Raw genomic sequence first — 22171 nt, 5'->3', positions numbered from 1 at the left:
GGCGGATTTTTTTTGGCTGTACTTTTGAGTCTTTGCAGGTGAATTTTATGCTCAACCGAACCACAACTATTGCTGCGATTGCAACTCCACCAGGACGTGGCGGCGTTGGGGTGATTCGCCTGTCTGGTCCAAAATCCTATGAGATTGCCCAGCAACTGACCCAAAAAGCGCTGCCTAAAGCGCGTTTTGCCGGTTTCCGCCAGTTCTATGATGCAGCCGGTGAGGTCATGGATGAAGGACTGGTCATCTGTTTTCCGAATCCAAACTCATTTACCGGTGAAGATGTGGTGGAACTGCAAGGTCATGGCGGGCCGGTAATTCAGAATGCCCTGCTCGGCCGTTTGCTTGAGCTGGGCGCTACTGCGGCCAAAGCGGGTGAGTTTTCCATGCGTGCTTTTGAGAATGGCAAGCTGGATCTGGTGCAGGCCGAGGCGATTGCCGACCTGATTGATGCAAGCTCGCAAGCAGCCGCCCGTTCTGCGGTACGTTCTTTGCAAGGCGCGTTTTCGACCAAAGTCAATGCAGTGCTTGAGCAGCTGATTCACCTGCGTTTGCATGTGGAAGCCGCGATTGATTTCCCGGAAGAAGAAATTGATTTTCTGGCGGATGGCAAGATTTTAAATCTGCTGGATGGCGTATCCAGTGCAGTCACTCAAGTACAGCAATCTGCACGTCAAGGTCAGTTATTACGTGAAGGCTTGCAAGTCGTAATTGCAGGTAAACCGAATGCCGGTAAATCCTCTCTGCTGAATGCGCTGGCCGGAATTGAACGTGCGATTGTGACCGATATTGCCGGTACCACACGTGATGTCTTGCATGAAAAAATTACCTTAAATGGTCTGCCAATTACCCTCACCGATACCGCAGGTTTGCGTGAAACCGGCGATATTGTTGAAAAAGAAGGAATCCGCCGCGCGATTAAAGAAATTGAACAGGCTGATTTATTACTACTGGTCTATGATTTAAGCCAGGGGGAAGATCCGCTGCAACTTGCTCAGGAATATTTTGCCGAATATATCGAACCGAAACGTTTGATGCTGATTGGCAATAAATGCGACCTGACCGGTACTAAAGCCAAGATTGGGGATTTAAATGGCTTTCGCCATATCACCGTCTCCGCCAAACAGGAAACCGGCGTTCAGGCGCTCATAGAAGCGATTACAGCGCATGCAGGCTTCCAGCCTGAGGAAGACACCTTTATTGCCCGTACCCGTCATTTAGACGCAATGAAGCGCACTCAAATGTACTTGGCTGAAGCGCGTGAACAGCTGGTGGTGTATAACGCGGGGGAACTGGTGGCAGAGTCCTTGCGTCTGGCACAAAATGCCTTGGGCGAAATCACGGGTGATTTTAGTGCCGATGATCTGCTGGGCAAGATCTTCGGATCGTTCTGTATTGGTAAATAATTATTTAAAAAATCCCTCAATTGAGGGATTTTTTTAGGCAGCTACAGGGGCTTTTTGATAAGTCCACCACAGTGCAGAACACAACAGACTGATCGCGATACAAAAGCTGATTACGGCGAAATCCAGCCCCCAGTGATCGGCCAGATAACCCACAGCAATAATGGGCACAATGGTGCCCAGATAGGCAATAAACAGATAGGTCGACATGACGGCTGCACGGTTGTTCATGCTGGTGATTTGGTGAATCATTGCAAAAGCCCCCATCAGGGCAAAACCATGGCCGATTCCAAAGCAAAGATCACTGATAAAAAAAAGCAGGCTGATTTTTGCGTACATACAGAGCGCCAGAATTATCATGCTTAAACCCATCATCATCAGGCCAATATTCAGACATTTTGAAGCTGCGACCGTTTTGGCCATCATCTGCACGATCACCGAGACCACCAGAATACTGGTAATGGCCAGGCCACTGACCAGAGGACCATGCCAAGGTAAAATATTGCGGACAAAGGAGGGGGACAGAGAAGCAAACAGGCTAAAGGCAGCAAAAGCACTAAAAGCCGTTACTGCAATAATCATAAACACCAGATGAAACTTTGCTTCAGGTCGTTGCAGTTTGGGTGCCATACTAAAGGGCTGCAGCTCAACCTTGGGCACCTTGATCCAGAACAGACCAAACAGACAGAACATAGCGCCCAGAATAACCGGTAAATATGGCATCACCAAAGGTGCAGCGGAAAACTGTGCAATCACTCCCCCGACCAGAGGTCCCAAACCAAACCCCATTGCGGTAATGATTGAAATCAGTTGCGGTGCTGTATGTTTATGGCTTTCTGGAATGGTATACAGCAAACCCATCATGGCAGAAGTAGTCATCAGGCCTGAGGCAATCCCAATAATAAAACGGCCAATCGATAGTATGAGTGCATTCTGGGCAAAGACCGAAACAATAAGTCCCAGTGTGATCAGTGCCAGACCAATTTGCAGGGTGCGTAAAAATCCGATGCTATTGCTGGTCCTGCCCAAAAATAACAGGGTCGAGAGACAGCCCAACATATAGGCAACAAAAATGTAGGTAATCTGACTGGGCAGTAAATGCCAGAGTTGCTGATAGATGGGATAAAGAGGGCTCGCCAAAGCTGTGCCAAGCGTTCCCATCATTAAAGCCAGGCTAACCATCAAGAACGGTCGCCAGCTGGTCGTTATTGTCATGAAAATGCCATTTTAGTATTCATCCTTGGCCAATCCATGTCAGGGCATAGCGAGGAATATAGAAAGTGTCTGCAGTTTAGAATGGATAGAGAAAAATGGTCAAGGCTGAATTGCCCAGATCTTTGGTGGAAATAATTTAAATCATAATTTAATAATAAAATACAAATACTTATTTGTTTTTATTCTGGTTTTGATGTGGTTGAATTAAATGTAATTCTTCTTTTTTGTTCCACGTGAAACATCGCAAGAGCATTTAAGCCAGAATACGCAGTAACATAAATGCTTGAGAAATTTAAAAGCAGAGCGACTAGAATCGAAGCACATTTTTATCTAATTCATGTAGAACATTCATGTTAAAAAAAATACTGATCATGAGTTTAAGTGCCTTCGTTTCAAGCTTTGCATTCGCCAATATTGATACGGTGAAAACGAATTTGGCCAAAAACAGTCCTAACTTAAAAATTGAAAATATTCAGACCACAGAAATGCAAGGCATTTATAGCGGCTCCATGCAGGGCCAGGTGGTTTATCTGAATGAAGATGCCAAGCATGTAATTGCCGGCCCGATGCTGCGGATTCAGGATCAGCATAATTTGACCCGCGATTTAATGCTAAAACAAAATAGTATCGACTGGAAAAAATTACCGCTTCAGGATGCACTGAAAAGTGTAAGAGGTACGGGTAAACGTCAGATTGCGATCTTTTCTGACCCAAATTGCCCGTATTGCAAAAAACTTGAACTAGAGCTGAAAAAACTCAATGATGTAACCATTTATACTTTTATCCTGCCATTAAAATCGCAATCTGTGGCTCCTTCAAAACAGGTGTACTGCGAGTCCAATCCAGCCCAGGCTTGGGAAGATTTGATTGCTAAAGGAATTCAGCCGGGTTCTAAAAAAGGCTGTACCAATCCGATTGAGCGTAATAACAAACTGGCGCAATCTTTAGGTGTGAATGGAACACCAGCGATTATATTTTCAAATGGTTTTAAGGTGATGGGTGCCTATCCGGCAGAACAGATTGAACAGATCTTTAAAGAATTCGAGCTATAATATCCAATCAGGTGATCCGTTATGCAATATAAAAAAAGCACCTGATCAGGTGCTTTTTTTTATATGCCGGCAATCAAGCCTGGCCTAACCGGAATAGCAAATTGCTTTAGACGGTATGGCGTTTGTTGATCATATTATAAATAAACAGAATAATCACTGCACCAATCACCGAAGCGATCAGACCGGCAGCTGAGTCCGCAGAATACAAACCCAGCATACGGCCAGCAAAAGTTGCCAACAAGGAGCCTGCTATACCTAGCAAGGTCGTCATAATAAAACCTGCCTTATCGTTACCGGGATGAATGGCACGAGCAATCAGACCTGCTATAAAACCGATGACAATAGCCATAATAATTGTCCACATATGCATACTCCTTCTTGTCATGTCTTTGTTTTACATCGTTCACTCATATTATTGAAATAAAGTCGGGTGGATAAAAAGTTGAATCCTGAAACGGGCTGTTGTGTTTTTGTTCCCTGTGTTACTGAAATTATTCAAGAAATAAAAAAAAGTGGCACAAGGCCACTTTCTAAACAGTGCTTATCGATTTAACCCAATCTTAAAGACCGATTTCACCAATAAAAGGAATATGACGGTATTTCTGATCATAATCCAGGCCATAACCGACAATAAACTTGTCTTCAACTTCAAAGCCCAAAAATTTCACCTCAAGTTCAATCTCGCGACGTGAAGGTTTGCTTACCAACGTACATAACTGAATAGAATTAGGTTTACGGGTCTGCAGGATTTCCAGTACTTTGCTCAAGGTATTGCCCGAGTCGATAATATCTTCAACGACCAGTACATCTTTACCATGAATTTCACCGTCCAGATCTTTCAGGATTTTAACATCGCGGCTTGATACCGTACCGCCCGCGTAGCTGGATACAGTCATGAAGTCGAGTTCATGCGGCTTGTTAATGGCACGACATAAGTCAGCCATAAAAATCACTGAACCGCGTAATAAACCGATGAGCACAAGTTCTTTGTCACTATTGGCATAGTGTGCATCGATTTGAGCACCAAGCTCTTTGACTTTAGCTTGAATTTCTTCAGCGGAAATCATTACGCTCATTTGAACGGTCATGGGTAGATACCTAAAAAGTAAAAATAGCAAAATAAAAAAGGTGTTGACCTGCAACACCTGAATTGCGGTAATTTTAATACATCCTTAGCTGAGATGCACCTGTTTTACCTGCGGTAAATGTAATCATTTTTTTGGCTGCCGGGAGTCTCGTTTCAGTGCAAAAGCACAGAGAGCAACGATTGCAGTCAAAATGATCCGGCGCTGACGCGGTTTATTGGGCTTTGACATAGACAGCTTGTCCAGCAACATAAGTAGCTGCAATATTACGGTCATCCCCCAGCATGGTCAGTGCAAAAAAGGTATCTTCAATATTCCTCGCCTTGCTCTGCCGCAGTGTTTGTAAGGCAGTCGCATTCAGATCCAGAACCACAAAGTCTGCCTCTTTGCCAATGTTGAAGTTACCCAGCCGGTCATCCAGACTTAAAGCTCTAGCACCACCTAAAGTGGCATGATACAGCGATTCAAAAGCTGATAGTTTTTCTCCCTGCAGCTGTTGAACTTTATACGCTTCATTCAGGGTTTGCAGCTGGTTAAAGGATGTTCCTGCTCCAATATCTGTACCTAAACCGACTTTAACTCCTTTACTCCAGGCTTTCTTCAGGGGAAATAAACCACTGCCAAGGAACAGGTTGGAGGTTGGACAGAAAGCAATCGCAGAGTCGGTCTGCTGCATACAGTCCCACTCCCCCTCTTCCAGATGTACGCAATGTGCGAAGATGGATTTGCTGCCGGTTAAACCATAATGATGGTAAACATCCAGATAACCTTCATGTTCTGGAAAGAGCTCTTTTACCCAGGCAATTTCGTTTTTATTTTCACTGAGATGGGTATGTACATACACGTCCGGATATTCACTTTTGAGCTGGCCGGCTTTTTGCAGTTGTTCAGGTGTTGAGGTCGGAGCAAAGCGCGGTGTGATGGCATACAGGTTTCGTCCTTTACCGTGCCATTTCTCGATCAGGGCTTTAGACTCAGAATAAGCCCTGTCTGCAGTGTCCATCAGGGCATCTGGCGCATGACGATCCATCAGAACTTTACCTGCAATCAGGCGCATATTGCGCGTGGTCGCCGCATTGAACAAAGCATCTACAGATTCAGGATGCACAGTACAAAAGACTAATGCCGTCGTAGTGCCATTTTTAAGCAATTCCTGCACGAAAAATTCGGCAATTTTTTCGCTATAGGATGAATCCTGGAACTGGATTTCAGTGGGAAAAGTATAGGTATTTAACCATTCCAGCAGCTGTTCACCATAAGCCCCGACCATTTCAGTTTGCGGGAAATGGATGTGGGTATCAATCATGCCGGGAATAATGAGCTGTTCAGGATAGTGGGTCACCGTTAGCCCTGCAGCAAGTTGATGCTGTCCTTCCTGCCAGGAGCCAAACCACTGGATTTTTCCATTTTTTATGATGAGTAAACCATCTTCTACATATCGCACTTGGTCGTGTATATCACGTGCTTGGGCAACTGTATTCTGAATGTCGAGGAAGCGACCACGGATCGCTGTCGTTGCAATTACAGAAGACATTTTAAACCTACGCTTTTTGATTTTTTCGATTGATTGTAGCTGAAAAAATTGCCATGTTTGTATGAACATTCATATTTAAAGGGTGATCTTAATTTGCCATGACCTCCCAAAATGCTCTTGATCAATTTTATTAGAGTGTGCGTGCGCAACCTGTATGGATGAAAATTTTGCAGACATTGGCTCTGTTGCATCCCCATACCTATATCGCAGCAGATGATTACCTCATGTGATCTGGGCGCATTTACATGGCTGGGAATATGAAATGAATCATACTGAGGTCGACGTGATTTTCTTTGCTCCCAATGAGCAGGTCCGTCCTTTAGCGTGGCAACTGGCAGATCAGCTAAAGAACTATTTTCTAGATATTATTTGGGATGTGACCAATCAAGCTTTTGTACATGAGTGGTACCAGAGCGATCAAAATAAAAGGATTGCATCTTTGATTTCAATTGAACAGGTACTATCTCTTTGGCCAGAAACAGCCATAGCTTTGGCACTGCGCCTGCAAGATGATAATGCGTTAGAGTGGATCACCCCTTTCAGTTTGACCGATTTATTTGAGTTAAAGCTGCGTTGGAATCCAAATTTAGTCAGCTATGCCGTGTTCGATCAACGCATATTGAGCAAACAGTTTTTGCAAAAATGGACCAAATTATCCCTGATAGAACAATAAAAAAAGCCTGCTGATGCAGGCTTTTTAATGATTAATTTTACAGGGTGGTTTCGTTATGCTTCTTGCTATGTCGAATCGACAAGATTGCAGTGATAGTCAAGACAAGCACAATAAAGCTTAAGGAAATCCAGATCGGCATATGGAATACATCCAGCATCAGCATCTTAAAGCCGATAAAGACCAGAATGATCCCGAGACCATAAGGTAGATAATGCATTTTTGAGGCTGCACCTGAGAGCAGGAAGAACATGGCGCGCAGGCCTAAAATCGCCATCAGGTTTGCAGTGAGAACAATAAAGGGATCGGTAGTGACAGCAAAAATAGCTGGAATAGAATCGACGGCAAAGATCACATCAGAGGCTTCGACCAGAATCAGGACCAGGAACAACGGCGTTGCCCAGAGCAATCCGTTTTGACGTACAAAAAATTTGTCACCCTGAAGTTTCGGGGTAATGCGCATGTGTTTACGTAGCCATTTCAGGATGGCCATATCTTCAATATTACTGTCTTCTTCATGCTGACCGCGCAGAAACTTGAAGCCGGTATACACCAGGAACGCACCGAAGATATACAGAATCCAGGAGAACTCCTGTACAAACCAGGCACCAATAAAAATGAAGATGGTTCTGAGTATAATCGCACCCAGTACACCATATAACAGCAATTTACGTTGTAGTGCCGGTGGAATGGCAAAGGCGGCGAAGATCATCAGCCAGACAAAAACATTATCAATTGCCAGGGATTTTTCCAGCAGATAACCGGCAAAGTATTCCATGACCTTGGTATTGGCAATTGCCACACCTGCAGTCTGTTCCAGATACAGCCATAAACCGCCACCAAATAAGGTGGCGACACTGACCCACGCGATACTCCAGTAGGCCGCAGTGCGGACTTTTACTTCCTGGCCATGCTGATGCTTAAAGCCGATAAAATCGATCACCAGCATGACGGCGACAATTGCGAAAAAGACAAGATACAGCCAGAGCGTACCAATTGTTTCCATGTGAATTCTCCACATCGGACGACTGGCCATAAAAAACCTTGACCAGCTGCCAGATGAAAAACATCTATAACAACATGATCAAGGTCTTGCCTACATCTTGGTGTTTCACTTTTTTATATCAAGTGTGACCTAAAGATGCTCAGATACCGACTTTTTGCAAAGTGTAATGACGATATTCTGACACGTTCAAAAACTGAAATTTCATTCTTAAACGTTTGGAGGAGGCTACTCCCCTTGTTCAAACTCAATTCTGTTTGAGCGATTGCTCAATATGCAAGGAGCATGACAGATCTGACTGGAAATCACAATTTATTTTACAAAAAAGCAGCGTTTAATCAGCAGCTTTGGACAGAAAATCTGGACGTTTGACCAGATAGACACTGAGTAGAAATCCAAGCATTGCCAGCCCGGCCCCTACCCAGCCTATGCTGTCTAAACCGATCTTTCTGGTGATGATACCACCAAGTAAGGCACCTGCACCTATACCGACATTATATAGTCCTGAATAAATGGCCATGGCGACATCGGTAGCATCTGCCGCAAGATTCAGGGTTTTGGATTGTAAGGCCAAACTAAAGCCAATAATACTCAAGCCCCACAGCAAGGTTAATCCAGACAGTCCTGTGACCGTAGCAGAGAGTGGCAAGAGCAGTAACATTGAAATGGCCATACCCAAGCTAAAAGCAGGAATTGTCATTTTCGGGAATTGTGCAGCAAAGCGGCCAAACAGATATGAACCCAGAAAACCCGCTCCGCCATAGACCAGCAGTAAGGTCGTAGTCTGTTCAGAAGTAAATCCGGCGATATTCAGAGAAAATGGCTCAATATAGCTATAGGCGGTAAATTGCGCAGTAATCATCAGAATGGTCAAAGCAAAGACCAGCATCAGGCTTGGACGTCGGATCAGGACTTTTAGGCTGCTCAAGGAGCCTGAATTTACACTGGGCAGAAGTGGCAAGGCTTTAGCCAGAATCAGACAAATAATAAGTGCAGCACAGGCAATCAGGGCAAAACTGTTACGCCAGCCATATGCTTCACCAATCATCCGGCCAAATGGAATGCCCAGTACCATAGCCATGGCTGTTCCTGTGGCCAGCAAGCCCAATGCCTGAAATTCTTTGCCTTTAGGTGCCACCCGAACCGCGAGTGAGGCAGTAATCGACCAGAATAAGGCATGTGCAATGGCAATCCCGACCCGGCTAACTAGTAGTACACTAAAACTCCAGGCAAAATAAGACAGGACATGACTCAAAATAAATACTGCAAAGACCAGCATCAGCAAAAAACGCCGTTCTACGGTTTTAGTGAGTAGCATGATCGGAAGTGAGAGTAATGCCACGACCCAGGCATAAATAGTGAGCATGATGCCGACCTGGGTCGCAGACATGGCAAAGCTATGGCCGATTCCGCTCAGTAAGGCCACAGGAATAAATTCAGTCGTATTAAAAATAAAAGCTGCACAGGCTAAGGCAATTACCCCAATCCATTGCTGGGTGACAGAAGAAGCAGAAGCTGAATCAGACATAAGGGATTGCCTGTAAAAAGATGCAGTATTCTAATCCTGTCTCTTAATCAGGAAGTAGATAAAAATTAAAATTCAAGAAAGAAAAAAAATGTAGAAAAAACTGTGATGATTTAAGCGAGATTATCCCTGCAATTAAGACAGCAATAAAACCTGATAGAGGGCAGGAAAATTTAAAATAAATAAGGGAGTGAAATAAAAAATTTCATCACCTATTAAAAACTTAACAATAATTCATATTGTTAATTCAGCAAGATGTTTTAAATTGAAAGAACCAGCAATTTTACACAGGATCAGCTTTCAGTATGGATATTCAACATCAGGATTCAAAACGCGGCGGTGTATTTTTTATGGAAGAAAATGGTCGACGTCTGGCCGAAATTACCTATCAGTGGCATGATGCGTCAACCATTGTGGCCGATCATACCTGGGTAGACAATTCCTTGCGCGGTCAGGGGATTGCACGCAAAATGCTGGACGTGCTGGTGGATTTTGCCCGCCAGAAACAGTTAAAAATTATTCCGCAATGTTCCTATGTGGATGTCATGTTTAAACGTGATTCTAGTCTGGCCGATGTCGCAGCAACGGCTATTTGACTATCCAGGGAGAATTTTCAAAAGATCGGCCTAGTTTTTCTTTTAAAACAGGCAGAACTACACCCTGTAACAGGGTATATATACCAAAGCCTGCCATCATACCGGTCATGGCCCAAAAAATTTCTTCAAATTGTTGCAGCATCAACAAAATTGCCATAATCAGCAGATAACTGGCATGGAAATAAATGTGATGACCGACAAATTGTAAAATGGTCCAGCTGATAAAAATCGAACTGATGAGCAGATTGGTTTGAGTACTGAAGGCCAAATTATTTAAAGTGATCATCAGGGCAAAACACCCACATAGTAAGCCGAGGGTTAAGATCAGATCTTTTAACATCAGGCTGTGTCCTTATGTTTATGGTAGGTGTATGAAAATATTCGTTTAATAATTTAGAGGCTATTGTTAAAAGTTCAAATCTAAAATGCAAACAGAAATGCTTGTAAGCAAAAACGGATATTTGCTTAAAAAATAGTCGACTTAAGGTAAAATAATTGATTAAACTGCAGTTTTAATTCCTCCTCTGAGTAAGACGCATGATGCTACAACTTTGCTATGCCAGTGAACGGATAGAATCTGAACAAGAGTTGTTACAAGAGTTGAGCGATATTTTGGCGACTGCCCGGAATTTTAATCAACAGCATCAAATTCATGGCGTTTTATATTATTCCCATGGCAAGTTTTTCCAATGTCTGGAAGGCCAGACTGAAATAGTGGAAAGCTTATTTCTGCGCATTTCTCGAGATGCCCGCCATCACAATGTCCTGCGTTTTGAAGATGCGTTTGTAGAACAGTCCCATTTCTCGGAATGGTCAATGAAATATGTGCATAAACATAGTGAAATTTCTTCTTTATTTTCACGTTTAGGTTTCAAGCAGTTTGAACCGCATGCTTTACAGCAGTCAGGAATTTCTGAATTTTTGAAAGTGCTGTATCGTCTGGAGGAAAATCAGGCCAGTCTGGCATCACCCAAAGGTTATAAGCAACGCGGGTATGTCCCCTACTTCTGATCTATTGATCGATTGATTTGTAGATAAAAGTAGAAAATAAAAAAGTCCGCATGGCGGACTTTTTTAATCTGACAGGTATCAGTTCATGTCAATCATGACTTTTAATGCCTTTTCATCAGCTGCATGTTTAAATACATCATAGGCTTTTTCAAAATCGGCAAATTTAAAATGATGGGTTGCCAGTTTTTCCAGTGGCAGTTTGCCGGAACAGCAGGTTTTAAGCAGCATACCGGTTGTATTGGCATTGACTAGACCTGTAGTAATCGTCAGGTTTTTAATCCAGAGTTTGTTCAGTTCAAAGCTGACAGGTTTGCCGTGCACGCCGACGTTGGCGACATGTCCACCCTCTTTGACGATATGTTGACAAATATTCCAGGTAGGTTCTATCCCTACTGCTTCAATGGCACAGTCCACACCGCGCCCATCAGTAATCTCTAAAATTTTCTGGATGGCATCTTCCTTGGCGGAGTTGACAGTATGAGTCGCCCCTATAGTTTTGGAAAATTCCAGCCGGTTATCATCCGTATCCACCATAATAATATTGGCAGGTGAGTAGAATTGTGCAGTCAACAGGCAACTCATGCCAATTGGCCCTGCGCCGACCACAGCGACATTGTCACCGGGTTTGACATCGCCATATTGCACCCCAATTTCATGGGAAGTAGGCAAAATATCTGAGAGAAACACGGCCACGTCTTGATCCAGGCCTTCAGGTAAATGATAAAGTGAAGTGTCGGCAAAGGGAGTACGCACATATTCGGCATGAGTGCCGTCAATCATATAACCCATGATCCAGCCGCCGTCATTGCGACAATGGGCATACAGCTGTTTCTGGCAGTTTTCACAGGTTCCACAGCGGCTGACACAGGAGATAATGACCCGGTCACCCTTTTTGAAGTTCTTGACTGCCGCACCGACTTCTTCCACTATGCCAATGCCTTCATGGCCCAGAATCCGGCCATTAAAACTACCTTCTTTTCGTACGGCTTCCTGCTCAATTTCCGGGTTTTTACCTTTCCATATCCCGAGATCGGTACCACAAATCGTGACTTTTTCTAGTTTGATGATGGCATCGCCAGGATGCAAAAGGGTGGGAACAGGGCGGTCTTCAAAGCGGATATCATTTTCGCCGTAATAGACCATCGCTTTCATACTTGTCATGACACATCTCCTAAGGGAGTGAGGAGTGAGAATGACCTGGCTTAGCCAGAATGGTGAATGCCTTGATCGCTTTTATTAGAGTGGCAGCAATGGGCTGATTCATGATCTAGCTTTCAGGTCTATAAATACCTGTATTCTTCCCGATTATGCCTTGCGTGTTATGGGGCTACAATGAGTCTTATGTATAGATTGCAACAAAAAATCATCAGGGGAGATTTAGGCAGGAATCCGCTGTTTGGATCAATATCTAAGTCATGGTATTTCAAGATCAGCACAGGTATACACTTGTGCTCAATGAATATTTTAACCTGTTAAAAAAGCCCGCTAAGCGGGCTTTTTTACTGAATCTAGATTAATTTATGCTTTTAAAACAGTCATTAGCTTCTGATGCAAACCGCCAAAACCACCATTCGACATAATCACTACGGCATCACCCTCGCCTGCTTCAGCGACCACAGTCTGAATGATGTCATCCAGTGTGCGTGCAACCTTGGCTTTGTTGGGTGCAGCATCAATGACCGGTTGCAGATCCCAGTCCAGCCCTTCAGGTTGATACCAGATCACTTCATCCGCCAGACGAGCAGAATGGGCCAGACCATCTTTATGGCTGCCCATACGCATGGTATTGGAGCGCGGTTCGATAATCGCCCAGAGTTTGCGTTCACCCAGACGTTTACGTGCGCCTTCCAGGGTCGTGTCAATCGCTGTCGGATGATGGGCAAAATCATCATACACCTCGATACCACGGACTGTGCCTAGCAGCTCCATACGGCGTTTTACTCCGCCAAAATTCGATAGCGCTTCACAGGCTGTTGCAATGGATACCCCGACATGTTCAGCGGCTGCGATTGTCGCAAGTGCATTGGCAACTGAATGTTGCCCGGTCATATTCCACAGCACTTCACCTTTGACCACACCATGTTGCAGCACTTTGAAATGGGAACCATCTTCCGATAACTGCTCAGCATACAGCTCAGCTTTTTCATTGGCATCCAGACTGGTACGCACCACCGGTGTCCAGCAGCCTTGTTCCAAGACTTCATCAATATTACTTTCAGTAATTGGTGCGATAATCCGGCCTTCGCTGGGAATGGTACGGACTAAATGATGGAACTGTTTTTGAATTGCTGCCAGATCATCGAAGATATCGGCATGGTCAAATTCCAGGTTATTTAAAATTGCAGTTTTAGGATGGTAATGTACGAACTTGGAACGCTTGTCGAAGAAAGCAGAGTCATATTCATCCGCTTCGACACAGAAGTATTTGCCACCGCCCAGACGTGCGCTTTCCGAAAAGCCAAGGGGTACACCACCAATCAGGAAACCCGGCTCCAGACCGGCTTGATCCAGGACCCAGGCCAGCATGGTGGTCGTCGTCGTTTTGCCATGTGTTCCGGCAACACCTAAAACATGTTTGCCCTGCAGCACATGATCGGCCAGGAACTGCGGACCCGAAATATAAGGCAGACCTTCATTCAGCATGTATTCCACAGCATCAATGCCGCGCTTCATGGCATTACCGACAATCACCAGATCCGGATGAGGCTGCAAATGACTACGATCATAGCCCTGCATTAAAGTAATGCCTGCATTTTCAAGTTGGGTCGACATCGGCGGATATACATTCAGGTCAGAACCTGTTACCTGATGGCCCAGATCTCGTGCAAGTAGCGCTAACGAGCCCATAAAGGTGCCACAAATACCCAAAATATGCAGATGCATCTACTTCACTCCGTTCCTGTCTGACCCATCACTTTATATTGGTGCTGTTGTCATGATTTATTCAATTTGCAAGCAACGATAGCAAGGCTTTAGCTGAAAAGATAGTGAAAATTCTGGCCTTGTTGTGGGATTTTTTAAATCCTGTTTCACGGATAAATTCAAAGAAAATTTCAAAGCGATGCAATATCTTTTCGCCAAATAAACCGTAAAATAAGTTCGACTTTTTTGCAGAGTGCATGCAGATGCTCCAGGCTCTATTTCTTCTGGTGATTGCCAACTGTTTCATGACACTGGCCTGGTACGGGCATTTAAAGTTTTTGCCACATGATGCACCGCTCTGGCAGGCGATTTTATTCAGCTGGATCATTGCCCTGTTTGAATATAGCCTGATGATTCCGGCGACCAAATTACTGGCACAGCAAGGACTGGCTGTCGGCCAAATGAAAATTACCCAGGAAGTGGTGACCTTACTGGTATTTGTACCTTTTATGATTTTCATGTTTAAACAGCCGCTTAGACTGGATTATCTCTGGGCCGCTTTGTGTCTGTGCGGATGTATCTATTTTGTATTCCGCAGTTCCTAAATGGCAGTAACTACGACAACTCCCCTATTTTTATTCCAGTTTTTAAGAATTCAATAAAAAAATAAGAAAAATCGAGTCTTGCTTTGACCGTTAAATTTTATGAAGCTGAATTTTCAGTCTATAATGAGTACTCCTATTCAAGCTTGGCTCTCTCGTCGAGATTTATCTTTTCTTACTTTAATCTCTGGAAAATTTGCAATGAATGCGGCTGCTGCACAAGATACTCCTCTCGTAGGTATTATCATGGGTTCTCAATCAGATTGGGCAACTCTCGAACACACTGCCAATATGCTTAAACAGCTTGGTGTCCCATTTGAAGCCGAAGTCGTTTCTGCACATCGTACCCCAGACCGCCTGTTTGAATATGCCGAGCAAGCGCGTGATCGTGGTATTCAGGTGATTATTGCCGGTGCAGGCGGTGCAGCGCATTTACCGGGGATGTGTGCAGCGAAAACTGATTTGCCAGTACTGGGTGTGCCGGTGAAATCTTCGATTTTAAACGGTGTTGATTCATTGTTGTCTATTGTGCAAATGCCAGCCGGTATTGCAGTCGGTACCTTGGCGATTGGTCCTGCCGGTGCCACGAATGCTGCCATTATGGCGGCGCAAATTCTGGGTTTGACTCGTCCAGAGATCGCAAAAAATGTTGCAGATTTCCGTATGGCGCAAACAGATAAAGTGGCAAGCAACAATATTCCAGGCCAGGTTTAAGTCGAGATACAGATTATGGATAAAACCATCGGTATTTTTGGTGGCGGTCAGCTGGGTCGTATGATGGCGCAAGCGGCACTTCCATTAAATATTCAATGTACATTTTTTGAAGCCAGCACAGACTGCCCTTCTGCTGCTTTGGGTCCGGTGATTTCGAGCCAGGCTGAAAATGGTCTGCAAGACTTTATTAACAGTGCAGATGTATTTAGCTTGGAGTTTGAAAACACGCCCCTTGCAGATGTTGACGTACTGACGCAAAGCAAGCAACTGCATCCGCCACGTCAGGCTTTGGCGATTGCACAGCATCGTCTGTCTGAAAAAGCCTTGTTTGATGAACTGGCTATTCCGGTTGCACCGTATAAAGCGGTCACTTCACTGGAAAGTTTAAAAACAGCTGTAGCGGAACTGGGCTTGCCGATCGTACTGAAAACCTCGCGTGGCGGTTATGATGGCAAAGGCCAATTCGTTTTACGTTCGGCAGACCAGATGGATCAGGCCTGGGCAGAATTGGGTCCTGCGGGTGAACTGATTGCTGAAAGTTTTGTAACTTTCTCACGTGAAGTCTCAATCATTGCAGTACGTGGCCAGAATGGCGATGTCAAAACCTGGCCTTTGGCAGAAAACCATCATCATAACGGGATCCTGTCGCATTCGATTGTGCCTGCACCACACAGTGCAGATTTGCAGCCTGTGGCGCAGGACTACATCACTCGCCTGCTGAATCATCTGAACTATGTTGGTGTGCTGACCCTTGAGCTGTTTGTGACAGACAAAGGCTTATATGCCAACGAGATGGCGCCACGCGTGCATAACTCGGGGCACTGGTCGATTGAAGGCGCCGTATGTTCACAGTTTGAGAATCATGTACGTGCAGTGGCAGGTTTACCTTTAGGTTCAACTGAAGTGATCCGTCCAACTGTCTTGGTGAACATCATTGGGCAGTATCCAAAGTCTGAAGATGTACTGGCATTAGAAGGTGCGCATTTGCATCTTTACAACAAGTCAGAGCGCGAAGGCCGCAAGATTGGTCATATTACCCTGATGCCAAATGACAGTACGCAATTGTCTATACTTTGCCGTCAACTGGCGAAAATTTTACCGAATCCATTGGCATTGAGCGAAGATATGACCATCTAAGTTGTAACCTGCTGATAAAAAAAGCGATCACTACTGTGATCGCTTTTTTATTTGCCTGCTTTCAGGCATGATTGCGCCTCTTCAAAAATACCTGCCATTGGTCGGATCATTTTGTGGATGAATTGATTATAAACCGGTCAATTGATTATAAATATCATCATCTCATTCAAGCCGATTTTGCGCGGGATTGTGTACTATTCAATTATGGATAAGCCTGAATCAATATTTGAATTTAAAACTAGGATATGGGTTTGAATTTAAATTCATAAAAATAAATTCAAATTTAAAACAACTTTGAATTCAAATCTGTACTTTTAAATTTAAAAGTATGAATTCAAATTTAAAATCCAATAAATAAATTCAAAGTTTCTGAATTTAAAACTGGCTCGTCATTTTAATGAATTTAAAACCAGCATCGTGTCAGCCAGAAGCTCTGACGGTTTAAAGCACTCTATTATCAACTTAAGTTATCCACAATTAATTTTTAAATTCATAAAATTGGACTCAAGTTATAACTTTAAATTCAAAACCGCGCACATTTTGAATTTAAAAAACAACCTGTGGATAAATATTTAAATTTAAAACTACAAAATGAATTCAAAAGTGTAGAAATTATGAATTTAAATTTACGTATTGGCGCTTTAATTTTCATCATGAGCTGCTAAGGTAAAAACATAATTCGAAATCTAAATATTCAGGGGTCTTATGCAACGGCTTGCACTTTTTGTTGGTTCTGTGGTTTTGGCTGTCACTCAGGCACAGGCAGAACTTATTATTAATGGCCAGCGTGTCACACCGACTAATTTGCCTGCTAGTTCAAGTAGTCCAAATTATGCATCCCAAAATAATTTTCAGAACTGTCTTGCCAATTTACGCAGTCAGGCAGTTGCCCAAGGAGTAAGTGGGTCAACTTATGATCGCTATACCCAAAATTTAACACCCGATTATTCTGTGATCGAGCGCCTGAACTATCAGCCTGAGTTTTCAACACCGATCTGGGATTATTTGTCAGGTTTGGTTGATGAAGAGCGTGTCCAACTGGGCCGGCAAAAACTGCAGCAGCATCGTGAAGTGTTAAACCGTATTAGTGCCGTTTATGGGGTGCCTGCAGAAACCATCGTGGCGGTATGGGGAGTAGAAAGTAATTTCGGTGATATTTCGGGTCGTTACCCTTTATTGCAGGCTTTGGGTACCTTGAGCTGTGAAGGTCGTCGTCAAAGTTATTTCCGTGGTGAGTTCTTTACCACCATGAAACTGCTGCAGCGTGGTGATGTGCGTGAAGAGCAGCTGCGTGGCTCATGGGCAGGCGCATTTGGTCATACCCAGTTTATGCCATCGACTTATGATGAACTTGCAGTTGATTTTGATGGTGATGGCCGACGTGATCTGGTTTCAAGCATTCCTGATGCGCTGGCGTCGACGGCAAATTTTTTAAGCAAGCGAGGCTGGCAGAGCGGCCAGCCTTGGGGTTTTGAAGTCAAGATTCCGCAAGGCATGTCGGTTTCTGGTGAAGGCCGTCGTAATAAAAAATCCTTGAGTAACTGGCTTAATCAGGGGGTGGTGCGTGCCGACGGTTCGCCTTTAATTCAAGGAAATTTATCACAATCCTCTCAAGCCGGATTACTTGCGCCTGCGGGGCCGAATGGCCCGGTGTTCCTGGTCTTTAAAAACTTTGATGCCATTTATAGCTATAACGCGGCAGAAAGTTATGCCTTGGCGATTGCACATTTATCCGATCGCCTGCAAGGTAAAGGCTCGTTTATGGCCACATGGCCTACTGATGATCCGGGAACTTCTCGTGCAGAACGTCGTGAGATCCAGCAATTTTTATTGAATCGAGGTTATGACATTGGTGCGGTGGATGGCCTGATTGGAGATAAAACCCGTCAGGCGATTCGTCAGGAACAGCAGCGTTTGGGCTTAAGCCCTACAGGTCGTGCCGGTCAGCAGATTTTGCGGGCCTTTAGAAATGAAAATGCCAAACGCATGATGCAATAAAGAATATTGAAAACTGAAAAAGGTCTGCATTTTTGCAGACCTTTTTTGATGACTGTTTTTGAGTAGCTATATAGTCATGCAAGATAATAGTAATTCGCTGAATTTAAACAGCAGTAATGGTGCCGAGGACGCGATAGCCAGCAGCACCAGTGACTGCAGGCAGGTTGCCATTTAGCTGATTCATAAAACGCATGGCCAGCCAGGCAAAGGCAGTAGCTTCTACCCAGGTCGGACTGAGGCCCAGATCGGCGGTAGTCTGTACGCTCCATTCATGTTTGCGCAGGCGCCAACGCAACTGCTCCAGTAGATGTGAGTTGTAGGCACCACCACCGCAAACAAAAACCTGTCCGGTATCCATGCCGGAGCGGTAAATGGCTTTTTTAATGGCACGGGTGGTGAGCTTTAATAAAGTCGCCTGTACATTTTCTGGAGTATCTTCCAGTTCATCGTATTGCAGGTCATTGCGCCAGTCAGCAATCTGTTCATCCAGCCATTCCAAGTTGAAATCTTCACGACCGGTACTTTTCGGAGGCTCTTTGGAGAAGAATTCGTGTGACTGCAAGCGATCCAGCAAGCTGCGAATCGGGGTGCCATAGGCTGCCCAGTTACCATTTTCATCAAAAGGCTGACCGGTATAACGGGAACACCAGGCATCCATCAAGATATTGGCCGGTCCGGTATCAAAACCATACACCTCTTCAGGCTTGCCGGCAGGCAGCAGGCTGACATTGGCAATACCGCCCAGATTTAAAATGACCCGGTGAATGCTGTCATGCTGGAAAATATCCTGATGAAATGCCGGAACTAAAGGCGCTCCCTGACCACCTGCCGCCAGATCACGACGACGGAAATCTGAAATTACCGGAATCTGGGTAATTTCAGTAATGATATTCGGGTCACCAATTTGCAGGGTAAAACCATGTTCAGGACGATGCCGGATAGTCTGGCCATGCGAGCCAATCGCCTTAATTCTGGATTTATCCAGGTTATTTTTTTCAATCAGCGCATTAATACCATGACCAATCATTTGTGCCAGTGCAACATCGGCCTTACCCATGCGGTCAATTTCATTGTCATCTGGCAAGGTTAGTGCCATCAGCTCATCCCGAAGGTCGGGATCAAATGCCAAAGTGAGTGTGGCATGAAGCTGGAGTGGATCAAAAGAAGCAGCAACAATATCGACACCATCCATGCTCGTGCCGGTCATTACCCCAATATAGATCGCTGTCATGGTTATTCTTAAGCCTGCAATATGCTGAAAAAGTGTTAGTATATCGCACAAATTGAGTAACTGATGTATTGGATTTTGTGATGTCAAATTTCCTGCCGGCTGAAGAACAACTTGCCCTCATTCAACGAGGCACCCACGAAATTATTTCTGAAGAAGACCTTCTCAAGAAATTAAAACAGAATCGCCCATTAAAAATTAAAGCGGGTTTTGACCCGACTGCGCCTGACTTACACCTGGGTCATACGGTTCTCATTAATAAGTTAAAAGTATTCCAAGACTTGGGTCATGAGGTGTACTTCCTGATCGGTGACTATACTGCGATGATCGGTGACCCAACCGGAAAAAGTGCTACACGTCCACCGTTGTCACGTGAACAGGTTTTAGAAAATGCTAAAACTTATCAAGAACAAGTATTTAAGATTCTTGATCCAAACAAAACCAAAGTGGTGTTCAACTCGGAATGGTTTGCTCAAAAAACTGCAGCTGATCTGATTCAACTGGCATCTCAGCAAACGGTTGCACGTATGCTTGAGCGTGATGACTTTACCAAGCGCTATAACAATCATCAGCCAATCGCGATTCATGAATTCTTGTATCCATTGGTTCAGGGTTATGACTCGATCGCACTGGAAGCAGATGTAGAGCTGGGTGGTACAGACCAGACCTTTAACCTGTTGATGGGTCGTACGCTTCAAGGTCGTTATGATCAGGAACCACAAGTCTGTATTACTGTACCAATTCTTGAAGGTCTGGATGGCGTCAACAAGATGTCCAAGTCTTTAGGTAACTATATTGGTGTATTTGATGCACCAGGTGCGATGTACCAAAAAGTTCTTTCAATGCCGGATTCTCTGATCGAGCGTTATTTTGACCTGTTAAGTTTCAAGTCAATTGAAGAAATTCAGCAACTATTAAAAGAAGTGGCAGAAGGCCGTAATCCGCAAGAAGTCAAAAAGATTCTCGCGTTAGAGCTGGTCGAGCGTTTCCATGGTGCTGAAGCAGCTGCCAATGCACATAAAGGTGCAGGTAATATCATTACTGAAGGTGAATTGCCTGAAGGTACGCCTGAAGTGACCATTTCACGTGCTGAATTCGGTGGCGAAATCTTTATTACTTCAATTTTACGTGAAGCAGGCTTAACTAAAAATGCAGCACAAGCCAAAGATGCACTTGGTCGTGGTGCGGTAAAAGTGGACTGGAAGCCAGTTGATGCCTCTTTTTCTGTGAAAGAGAACGTGACTTTGATTATTCAAGCGAGTAAAAAATCCATCGCTAAAGTGACTTTTGTTGACTAAATTTAGAGCTAAGTTATTGAAATAAAAGCAGGCTTCGGCCTGCTTTTTTATTGATGTCCTATATTCATAAATCGAATAAGTAACTTCAAAAAAAACCCTATGAAAACAATAGGTAATTTTTTCCAAATTGCTTGCTTTTCGGGAATATTATGTATAGGATTTATTCATCTAGAGAATTTGTTTAGACATCTAGAGGGTAGTAATAATAAGGTAAATCCACAATTTATAAGGTCTCCTTCCAAAGAGACTCTTTTTAAGCTTTAAAGTGAATAACTATAATAATGACATCGTGGATCGGGTAAAGATTCAATTCTAAGGGAGAGATTTTGGGAGAGATCTCTTCCTTTTTTATTGCTGTGGTCTAAGCGCGATTTTCGGTATTCAACAAATGAAATAAAGTCAAAATTAGCTTCATCCTTTTTTAAACCTCATTTCATTTATAAAAAAGAAAGGTAAATAAGGTGTATCACTACCAGACTGAACAGATGTTTGATGAAGATGTTGATTTCATTTTACGTTTTTTATTTGAATATGACGTTTCTGAACAAAAGCGAAAGTCTTTTCACTATGCTTGTGCTTTATTCCAGCAATTAGATCTTGCCTCACATTATCTGCTTTTTTCCTTAGTCAAAGAACGATTACCGCATCGGGCTAAATTATTATTCGCTGCTGAAGACTATAACGGTAAAAAAGAGGTTATTCAGGAAGTGATGCAGTATTGGATAAAAGATCGTAGTTCATCAAAGACGAATTAATCTACTTTAATCCCTTTTTATCGTTAAATATCTTTAATGAAATTTTAGAACTGATCTGGAACCAGTAGGGATCAGGCCGGTATTTGTGCTTTTAAAAATCTACTAGTAAAAAAGATCATAGAAAAATTAGTAAATTTGGCATTCCACCTCTATTTGTCTAATAAGTCAGTTAGAAAACAGAAAAAGATATAAATAGATATAAGGAAATTTTAGAAAGTTCTGGATATAGAGTGTGGAAAACTTAACGTCTGATTGAAGTTTAGGCATTTTTTTGAAATTTAGACATTTTTGATAGCTAGGAGGTCTTAATGAGATTGGCGGTATTAAAGAAAATTGCACTGAGTACAGCTTTTAATGCAGAAAAATGCTCAAAATTTAGATAAAAAAACGATTTTTTAATGAATTTTGTAGAAAAAAGATACATGCGTGAAAAATATAGTGAATTGGGGGTTGCAATGATTCTGAAATCCTCTAGAATGCACC

The 22171-nt window shown here is 43.6% G+C and carries 22 protein-coding genes; 11 read left to right on the top strand and 11 right to left on the bottom strand.

Features of this window, described 5'->3' with window-relative positions; genetic code table 11:
- The first annotated feature begins 47 nt into the window (after positions 1-47).
- Positions 48-1406 carry a tRNA uridine-5-carboxymethylaminomethyl(34) synthesis GTPase MnmE gene (gene mnmE, locus VXQ92_RS13745; protein ID WP_416682149.1) on the top strand — a complete coding sequence of 453 codons (1359 nt, stop codon included), beginning with the start codon at positions 48-50 and terminating at the stop codon, positions 1404-1406.
- Between the two features lie 33 nt (positions 1407-1439).
- Here the strand turns inward: mnmE and VXQ92_RS13740 are convergent, their stop codons facing one another.
- Positions 1440-2585 carry an MFS transporter gene (locus VXQ92_RS13740; RefSeq protein ID WP_064095264.1) on the bottom strand — a complete coding sequence of 382 codons (1146 nt, stop codon included), beginning with the start codon at positions 2583-2585 and terminating at the stop codon, positions 1440-1442.
- Between the two features lie 383 nt (positions 2586-2968).
- Here VXQ92_RS13740 and VXQ92_RS13735 point away from each other — a divergent pair, with 383 nt between their 5' ends.
- Positions 2969-3670, top strand: a complete 702-nt coding sequence (locus VXQ92_RS13735; protein ID WP_144724928.1) for a DsbC family protein — start codon at positions 2969-2971, stop codon at positions 3668-3670.
- 106 nt (positions 3671-3776) lie between these two features.
- Here the strand turns inward: VXQ92_RS13735 and VXQ92_RS13730 are convergent, their stop codons facing one another.
- From VXQ92_RS13730 to guaD, 3 genes are all read right to left on the bottom strand, one after another.
- The gene (locus VXQ92_RS13730; RefSeq protein WP_144724926.1) at positions 3777-4034 is read right to left on the bottom strand and encodes a GlsB/YeaQ/YmgE family stress response membrane protein; all 258 of its coding nucleotides are present in this window, start codon (positions 4032-4034) and stop codon (positions 3777-3779) included.
- A 196-nt stretch (positions 4035-4230) separates the two neighbouring features.
- The gene (gene hpt, locus VXQ92_RS13725; protein ID WP_064095267.1) at positions 4231-4758 is read right to left on the bottom strand and encodes a hypoxanthine phosphoribosyltransferase; all 528 of its coding nucleotides are present in this window, start codon (positions 4756-4758) and stop codon (positions 4231-4233) included.
- Between the two features lie 211 nt (positions 4759-4969).
- Entirely contained in the window at positions 4970-6289 is a 1320-nt protein-coding gene (guaD, locus tag VXQ92_RS13720) for a guanine deaminase (RefSeq protein WP_416682147.1), read from the bottom strand.
- Between the two features lie 262 nt (positions 6290-6551).
- Between guaD and VXQ92_RS13715 the strand changes: the two genes are divergently transcribed.
- On the top strand, positions 6552-6962 hold the full coding sequence (locus VXQ92_RS13715; protein ID WP_416682145.1) for a nucleotidyltransferase family protein: 411 nt from the start codon (positions 6552-6554) through the stop codon (positions 6960-6962).
- A gap of 37 nt (positions 6963-6999) precedes the next feature.
- Here the strand turns inward: VXQ92_RS13715 and VXQ92_RS13710 are convergent, their stop codons facing one another.
- Both VXQ92_RS13710 and VXQ92_RS13705 read right to left on the bottom strand, forming a co-directional pair.
- Positions 7000-7965 carry a TerC family protein gene (locus VXQ92_RS13710; RefSeq protein WP_064095280.1) on the bottom strand — a complete coding sequence of 322 codons (966 nt, stop codon included), beginning with the start codon at positions 7963-7965 and terminating at the stop codon, positions 7000-7002.
- Between the two features lie 331 nt (positions 7966-8296).
- Entirely contained in the window at positions 8297-9490 is a 1194-nt protein-coding gene (locus VXQ92_RS13705) for a sugar transporter (protein ID WP_416682143.1), read from the bottom strand.
- Between the two features lie 302 nt (positions 9491-9792).
- Here VXQ92_RS13705 and VXQ92_RS13700 point away from each other — a divergent pair, with 302 nt between their 5' ends.
- A complete protein-coding gene (locus tag VXQ92_RS13700; protein ID WP_064101904.1) occupies positions 9793-10083 on the top strand; it encodes a GNAT family N-acetyltransferase in 291 nt (96 codons plus the stop codon).
- Here VXQ92_RS13700 and VXQ92_RS13695 read toward each other — a convergent pair.
- Positions 10076-10423, bottom strand: a complete 348-nt coding sequence (locus VXQ92_RS13695) for a hypothetical protein (RefSeq protein WP_064101903.1) — start codon at positions 10421-10423, stop codon at positions 10076-10078. The two genes, VXQ92_RS13700 and VXQ92_RS13695, sit on opposite strands and share 8 nt — an antisense overlap.
- A gap of 197 nt (positions 10424-10620) precedes the next feature.
- On the opposite strand from VXQ92_RS13695, the gene VXQ92_RS13690 reads away from it, so the two are divergent.
- Positions 10621-11094 (top strand): BLUF domain-containing protein, encoded by a 474-nt coding sequence (locus tag VXQ92_RS13690; protein ID WP_081408796.1) that lies wholly within the window; start codon positions 10621-10623, stop codon positions 11092-11094.
- A 78-nt stretch (positions 11095-11172) separates the two neighbouring features.
- Here the strand turns inward: VXQ92_RS13690 and VXQ92_RS13685 are convergent, their stop codons facing one another.
- The 3 genes from VXQ92_RS13685 to VXQ92_RS13675 form a co-directional block, all read right to left on the bottom strand.
- Positions 11173-12255, bottom strand: a complete 1083-nt coding sequence (locus VXQ92_RS13685; protein ID WP_064095273.1) for a zinc-dependent alcohol dehydrogenase family protein — start codon at positions 12253-12255, stop codon at positions 11173-11175.
- 357 nt (positions 12256-12612) lie between these two features.
- Positions 12613-13977 (bottom strand): UDP-N-acetylmuramate:L-alanyl-gamma-D-glutamyl-meso-diaminopimelate ligase, encoded by a 1365-nt coding sequence (mpl, locus tag VXQ92_RS13680; protein WP_416682140.1) that lies wholly within the window; start codon positions 13975-13977, stop codon positions 12613-12615.
- Positions 13978-14038: 61 nt separating this feature from the next.
- A complete protein-coding gene (locus VXQ92_RS13675) occupies positions 14039-14215 on the bottom strand; it encodes a hypothetical protein (protein WP_016806943.1) in 177 nt (58 codons plus the stop codon).
- A gap of 4 nt (positions 14216-14219) precedes the next feature.
- Between VXQ92_RS13675 and VXQ92_RS13670 the strand changes: the two genes are divergently transcribed.
- The 4 genes from VXQ92_RS13670 (at position 14220) to VXQ92_RS13655 (ending at position 18407) form a co-directional block, all read left to right on the top strand.
- The gene (locus tag VXQ92_RS13670; RefSeq protein ID WP_064095281.1) at positions 14220-14561 is read left to right on the top strand and encodes a DMT family protein; all 342 of its coding nucleotides are present in this window, start codon (positions 14220-14222) and stop codon (positions 14559-14561) included.
- Positions 14562-14759: 198 nt separating this feature from the next.
- Positions 14760-15272, top strand: coding sequence for a 5-(carboxyamino)imidazole ribonucleotide mutase (purE, locus tag VXQ92_RS13665; protein WP_416682167.1), 513 nt, complete (start codon positions 14760-14762; stop codon positions 15270-15272).
- Positions 15273-15287: 15 nt separating this feature from the next.
- Positions 15288-16409, top strand: coding sequence for a 5-(carboxyamino)imidazole ribonucleotide synthase (locus VXQ92_RS13660; RefSeq protein ID WP_416682138.1), 1122 nt, complete (start codon positions 15288-15290; stop codon positions 16407-16409).
- Positions 16410-17114: 705 nt separating this feature from the next.
- Positions 17115-18407: a lytic murein transglycosylase gene (locus tag VXQ92_RS13655; protein ID WP_064095277.1), complete on the top strand. Its 1293-nt coding sequence runs from the start codon at positions 17115-17117 to the stop codon at positions 18405-18407.
- Between the two features lie 103 nt (positions 18408-18510).
- Here VXQ92_RS13655 and VXQ92_RS13650 read toward each other — a convergent pair whose 3' ends face one another.
- Positions 18511-19638, bottom strand: a complete 1128-nt coding sequence (locus VXQ92_RS13650) for an anhydro-N-acetylmuramic acid kinase (RefSeq protein WP_005094877.1) — start codon at positions 19636-19638, stop codon at positions 18511-18513.
- An 80-nt stretch (positions 19639-19718) separates the two neighbouring features.
- Here VXQ92_RS13650 and tyrS point away from each other — a divergent pair, with 80 nt between their 5' ends.
- On the top strand, positions 19719-20933 hold the full coding sequence (tyrS, locus tag VXQ92_RS13645; RefSeq protein WP_044112806.1) for a tyrosine--tRNA ligase: 1215 nt from the start codon (positions 19719-19721) through the stop codon (positions 20931-20933).
- A gap of 485 nt (positions 20934-21418) precedes the next feature.
- Positions 21419-21688: a hypothetical protein gene (locus VXQ92_RS13640; RefSeq protein WP_416682135.1), complete on the top strand. Its 270-nt coding sequence runs from the start codon at positions 21419-21421 to the stop codon at positions 21686-21688.
- Positions 21689-22171: the final 483 nt, after the last annotated feature.

The organism is Acinetobacter sp. 228 (assembly GCF_048147885.1).
This window is presented reverse-complemented; position numbering and strand designations above follow the sequence as displayed.